The following is a 4,670-nucleotide window of genomic DNA, read 5'->3' on the forward strand; positions in this document are numbered from 1 at the left end:
GCATCAGGATAACGCTGTTGTAAGCCAATCAACAAACAAGTATCTAGTAAATATTTACCACTCATTACGCATCTCTTGCTGAATCTCTACAGGATCACCTTTAATGCTTGTGACAGGTGGTAAGCTATTTAATAAATCGGCTAATAACATCGGTGGTGTTTGGCTTGCTTGAGTCATTGCTTCAAAGGTAGAAGCAGGGACTAAATAGGCAGTAGGGCGATTGTGATTTAAAATAGCAATAGGTTGACCATGTGCATTGTCGATAATCGCACTAGGATTCTTTTTTAACTCGGTGATACTGACTGAAAGTCTAGCCTGTAAAACGTCCATAAAAAGCACTCTATTTAGGTTTTAATTATGGACATAATAGGATAAAAAATAATTCACAACAAGCCATTGTTAAGAACGTCAAACGTCACTAAAAAATTGGTTTGTAATATTTTCAGATCAAATAAAAAGGGCATCAGTTGATGCCCTAAAAAGTAACAAGCACATTATTTAGCGCAAAAACAACTGATAAGCAGGATTGCTACTTTCTTCGCTAAACGGGTAGCCAACGGCTTCCAATGAGGCTAACAAGTCTTCTTTAGATTTTTTGCCTAACTGTAAGCCAATCAAAACGCGACCATACGCTGCACCATGATTGCGGTAATGGAACAAGCTAATATTATGGCCACTTAAACGCGATAAAAAGTTCAGCAGAGCACCTGGCCGTTCAGGGAATTCAAACCTAAAAAGATGTTCATCAGCTAAACCAGCATGACCACCCACTAAATGACGAATATGCAGTTTTGCCATTTCATCATCGGATAAATCTAAAACGGCATAGCCTTTTTTCTCAAGATTTTCTTTCAGCTCTAAACGTTCTTGTGTGCCTGCACGTAACTGAATGCCAACAAACACATAAGCCTCTTTATTATCGGCATAACGATAGTTAAATTCAGTCAGATTACGTTTACCTAGCATCTGACAAAAGGTTTTAAATGAACCTGCTTTTTCAGGAATAGTCACAGCAAAAATGGCTTCGCGTTTTTCACCAATTTCTGTGCGTTCAGAAATATGGCGCAAACGATCAAAGTTCATATTTGCACCTGAATCAATAGCAATGAGTGTTTGCTGTTCGCATTGTTCAAGTTGACAATATTTTTTTAATCCCGCTAAAGATAATGCGCCTGCTGGCTCAGCAATCGAGCGTGTATCTTCAAAAATGTCTTTAATGGCAGCACAAATTTCGTCAGTATTACAAGTAATCACTTCATCTACACAGTGTTGGGCAACTTTAAAGGTTTGTTCACCAATTTGTGCCACAGCAACACCATCAGCAAATAAGCCCACTTGTGACAATACCACGCGCTCTTGCGCATCCATGGCGACTTTTAAACAAGCAGCATCTTCAGGCTCTACGGCAATCACTTTAATGTCAGGACGTACATATTTAATATAAGCGGCCATCCCTGCCATTAAGCCACCACCACCCACAGGAATAAACACGGCATCTATGCCTTGGGTTTGTTGGCGCAAAATCTCCATCGCCACAGTGCCTTGGCCAGCAATCACTTCTAAATCATCATAAGGGTGAATAAAACTATAACCTTTATCGGCAGCTAGTTGTTTGGCATAAGCTGCGGCTTCATCAAACGCATCGCCATGCAACACCACATGGCCACCAAAGCTTTTTACTGCATTGACTTTAATATCAGGTGTGGTTTGTGGCATAACAATAATGCCTTTAATACCCAATTTGCTTGCTGACAAAGCAACACCTTGAGCATGATTGCCAGCTGAGGCACAAATTACGCCTTTGGCACGATCTTCTTGGGAAAGGGAAGCAATTTTGTTATAAGCACCACGAATTTTGAACGAAAAAACGGGTTGCAAGTCTTCGCGTTTGAGTAAAATCTTGTTTTTTAAACGCCGTGATAAATAGCGCATTTCATCCAACGGCGTTTCTTTGGCAATATCATACACCTTTGCTTGTAGTGTACGGCGGACATAATCTTCTAAGCGAATCATCTTAATTAGTTATCTTAAAATAAAACAGCCATATTAAGCAGTTATCGTCTACTTCTCAAGGTATAATATCAGCGACTTTTTTAAGACCTGCGCATTTCGAAGAAATGGGTAAGGCATATTTTTGCGGAGAACCTTCAATGACCCAAGATCAATTAAAACGCGCCGTTGCTGAGGCTGCTTTAGCTTATGTTGAAAAAGATGAAATTTTGGGCGTAGGCACAGGCTCAACAGCCAACTTTTTTATTGATGCGTTGGCTAGCATGAAACAACACATTCCAGCAGCGGTTGCCAGTTCAAAAGCAACGGCTGAGCGTTTGCAAAAAATTGGCATTGAAGTCGTCGATTTAAACTCGGTGGATAGTTTAAGCATTTATGTTGATGGGGCAGATGAAGTAAACAGTCATTTGCATATGATTAAAGGTGGTGGTGGGGCATTAACCCGCGAAAAAATTGTTGCAGCAGTGGCCAAAAAATTTATTTGTATTGCTGATGCAAGCAAAAAAGTAGATGTCTTAGGAGCCTTTCCTTTACCTGTGGAAGTCATTCCCATGGCACGTTCTTATGTGGCACGAGAGTTAGTTAAGTTGGGTGGTAGCCCTGTTTATCGTCAAGGTTTTGTCACTGATAATGGAAATGTCATTTTAGATACTTATAATTTAAGCATTGTTAACCCTGTTGAATTAGAAACTACCCTCAATCAAATCGTTGGTGTGGTCACAAATGGCTTATTTGCTAAGCGTGGTGCTGATGTGTTGTTGTTAGGTGCAGCAGATGGTGTAAAAACTTTCTTAAAATCATGAAACTAAAAACGTTTATTTTATTATTCAGTGCCACCGCGAGTGGCACTTTATCGGCTTCAGTGCTAACTGATTTACGACCTTGCTCAAAAGTAGGGGCGTTTAATTTTGAGCAAAAAATGCCCTATCAAGCCCTAAAAGCCACTGCTCCCATCGTCGGCAATTGTCTCGTTGTTCCCAACAAGCCTCAAGAAAAGGTTTGTATGCAAGGCAGTTATCAAGCAGAAAAAGACAATGATGCTGATTATTTTAAAATGAGCTATTGGCGAGAGGGCAAACAGCTGGTTGAATGGAAAAGTGACGGTTTTTTAATGGCACCAGCCGAAACATTTAATGTTGAATTATTAAATGTGGATGGCGACTCTGACCTTGAGTTAATCGTTTCGGTCATGACCAGTGAAGGCATGGGCATGGGCGTACAAACTAGCGATATTTTTGTCTTAGATCGAAAAAAATTGACGATTAGTGCGCCGATCTCTGTAGAGGATTATGGCCGAATTTCAGGGTTTTATGGTAAGAGTGGTCAAGCCTGCCGCTTATTAGTGAGCACATGGCAAAGCCATGAAGATGATAAAGGTAATGGTGGTTTGTATGCTGAAGGCGCATGGTATCTGTTAAAAGATAAACAATGGTTAGAAGCTAAAGCATGGCCCAAAATGAGCCGCCGTTATTTGTTTAGATTTCAGGATGAGCGAGCAGCCGCTAAAGCACCATTGTTATGGTTTTTAGACAAAACGACAGAGATGGAGTAGGGGCAACAGCTTCTAATCCATCTCATGATTATATTTTAAGGCATGCCAACATTGTTCATTATTAAAGCCGCGATATTGCAGAAAACGGTATTGGCGAGCTTGTTCTTTGCGTTCTGTGGGTAGTTCTAGGCCAAATTTTTTGCTGCGAGTTTCTTGTGCCAGTAAAAACCAATCATATTCTTCTAATTCAGTCGTAATAAAATCGTTATTAACAATACCACGTTGTTTGAGTTCTTGTTTGATTACCACTTCACCATGACCTTTTTGAGCATGGTGACGAATAAAAGCTTGGCAAAAACGCTCATCGTTTTGCCAATTTTTCTCTTTAAATTCTGTCAAAATTAGCAAGATTTCACTTTCGCTCGCTCCTTGTTCTAAGAGCTTTTGACGCAATTCATACGCGCTATGCTCTCGACGCGTTAACATGGCAAGGGCTTTACTACGTAGGCTTTGAAAGCTGACTGACGGATTCATGGTCGTTTCCTAGGGCATTAAGCCACCCAAATAACTCGCCACACCCAAAGCTAAGCCTATAACAATAGACTCAATACTGACGAGCCAGTAAAAAAGCGATGCTTTATTTGCCAAACGTGGCAAAGTATAGAAGCGATTAGTTGCCGCTAAGCCTAAAGCAACAGCAATAATAGCGAGTTTTAGAAATAAAATTTTAGAATATTCCGATTGCCAAAAGTTATCGGCTAATTGATAGATTCTTAAACTATCGGCAAAACCTGTTAACACTAAGGCCATTAAACAGAGTGTTGCTAATTCTGAGAGTTGTTGGGTGTTATGCAGTAGGTTGTTTTTATTGTGATTAAACGTTAATAAATAACAAATAATTAAGCCAAGCCATAAACACGCAGCCCAAATATGAATGGCATGAATCCACACAGCCCCACCTAATAAACCCGCTTCGGCGGCATGACCACTGGCAGCACGTGCAAGCGTATAAACAAAAACGGCGGCTAAGAGGGTAATTTGTCGGTAGGGTGCTGTTAGTGGACGATATAAAATAGCGAACAATGCAAGCAATTGTCCACCGCACATTAACAGCCACATTTGCCCTAAATTGGATTGGCTGATAACTAAATAAGCAGAACTAAAAAAG

At 40.3% G+C, this 4,670-nt stretch carries 6 protein-coding genes; 2 read left to right on the top strand and 4 right to left on the bottom strand.

From position 1 onward, the window contains the following. Positions 1–54 precede the first annotated feature (54 nt). Together Q0212_RS02585 and ilvA are read right to left on the bottom strand one after the other, a co-directional pair. Positions 55–330: a type II toxin-antitoxin system Phd/YefM family antitoxin gene (locus Q0212_RS02585; protein WP_297921767.1), complete on the bottom strand. Its 276-nt coding sequence runs from the start codon at positions 328–330 to the stop codon at positions 55–57. Positions 331–498: 168 nt separating this feature from the next. After that, a complete protein-coding gene (ilvA, locus tag Q0212_RS02590; protein WP_297921769.1) occupies positions 499–2,013 on the bottom strand; it encodes a threonine ammonia-lyase, biosynthetic in 1,515 nt (504 codons plus the stop codon). A gap of 104 nt (positions 2,014–2,117) precedes the next feature. Between ilvA and rpiA the strand changes: the two genes are divergently transcribed. Continuing rightward, positions 2,118–2,813: a ribose-5-phosphate isomerase RpiA gene (gene rpiA, locus Q0212_RS02595; protein WP_367175505.1), complete on the top strand. Its 696-nt coding sequence runs from the start codon at positions 2,118–2,120 to the stop codon at positions 2,811–2,813. Beyond that, positions 2,810–3,562, top strand: a complete 753-nt coding sequence (locus Q0212_RS02600) for a hypothetical protein (RefSeq protein ID WP_297921775.1) — start codon at positions 2,810–2,812, stop codon at positions 3,560–3,562. The genes rpiA and Q0212_RS02600 overlap by 4 nt, the downstream gene beginning before the upstream one ends. Before the next feature lie 12 nt (positions 3,563–3,574). Here the strand turns inward: Q0212_RS02600 and Q0212_RS02605 are convergent, their stop codons facing one another. Continuing rightward, positions 3,575–4,036 (bottom strand): regulatory protein RecX, encoded by a 462-nt coding sequence (locus Q0212_RS02605; RefSeq protein WP_297921777.1) that lies wholly within the window; start codon positions 4,034–4,036, stop codon positions 3,575–3,577. A 9-nt stretch (positions 4,037–4,045) separates the two neighbouring features. Further along, positions 4,046–4,670: CopD family protein (locus tag Q0212_RS02610; protein WP_297921780.1), on the bottom strand; the 625-nt coding region annotated here is incomplete at its 5' end.

This window comes from uncultured Agitococcus sp. (assembly GCF_937920075.1).
Taxonomy (GTDB): Bacteria; Pseudomonadota; Gammaproteobacteria; order Pseudomonadales; family Moraxellaceae; genus Agitococcus.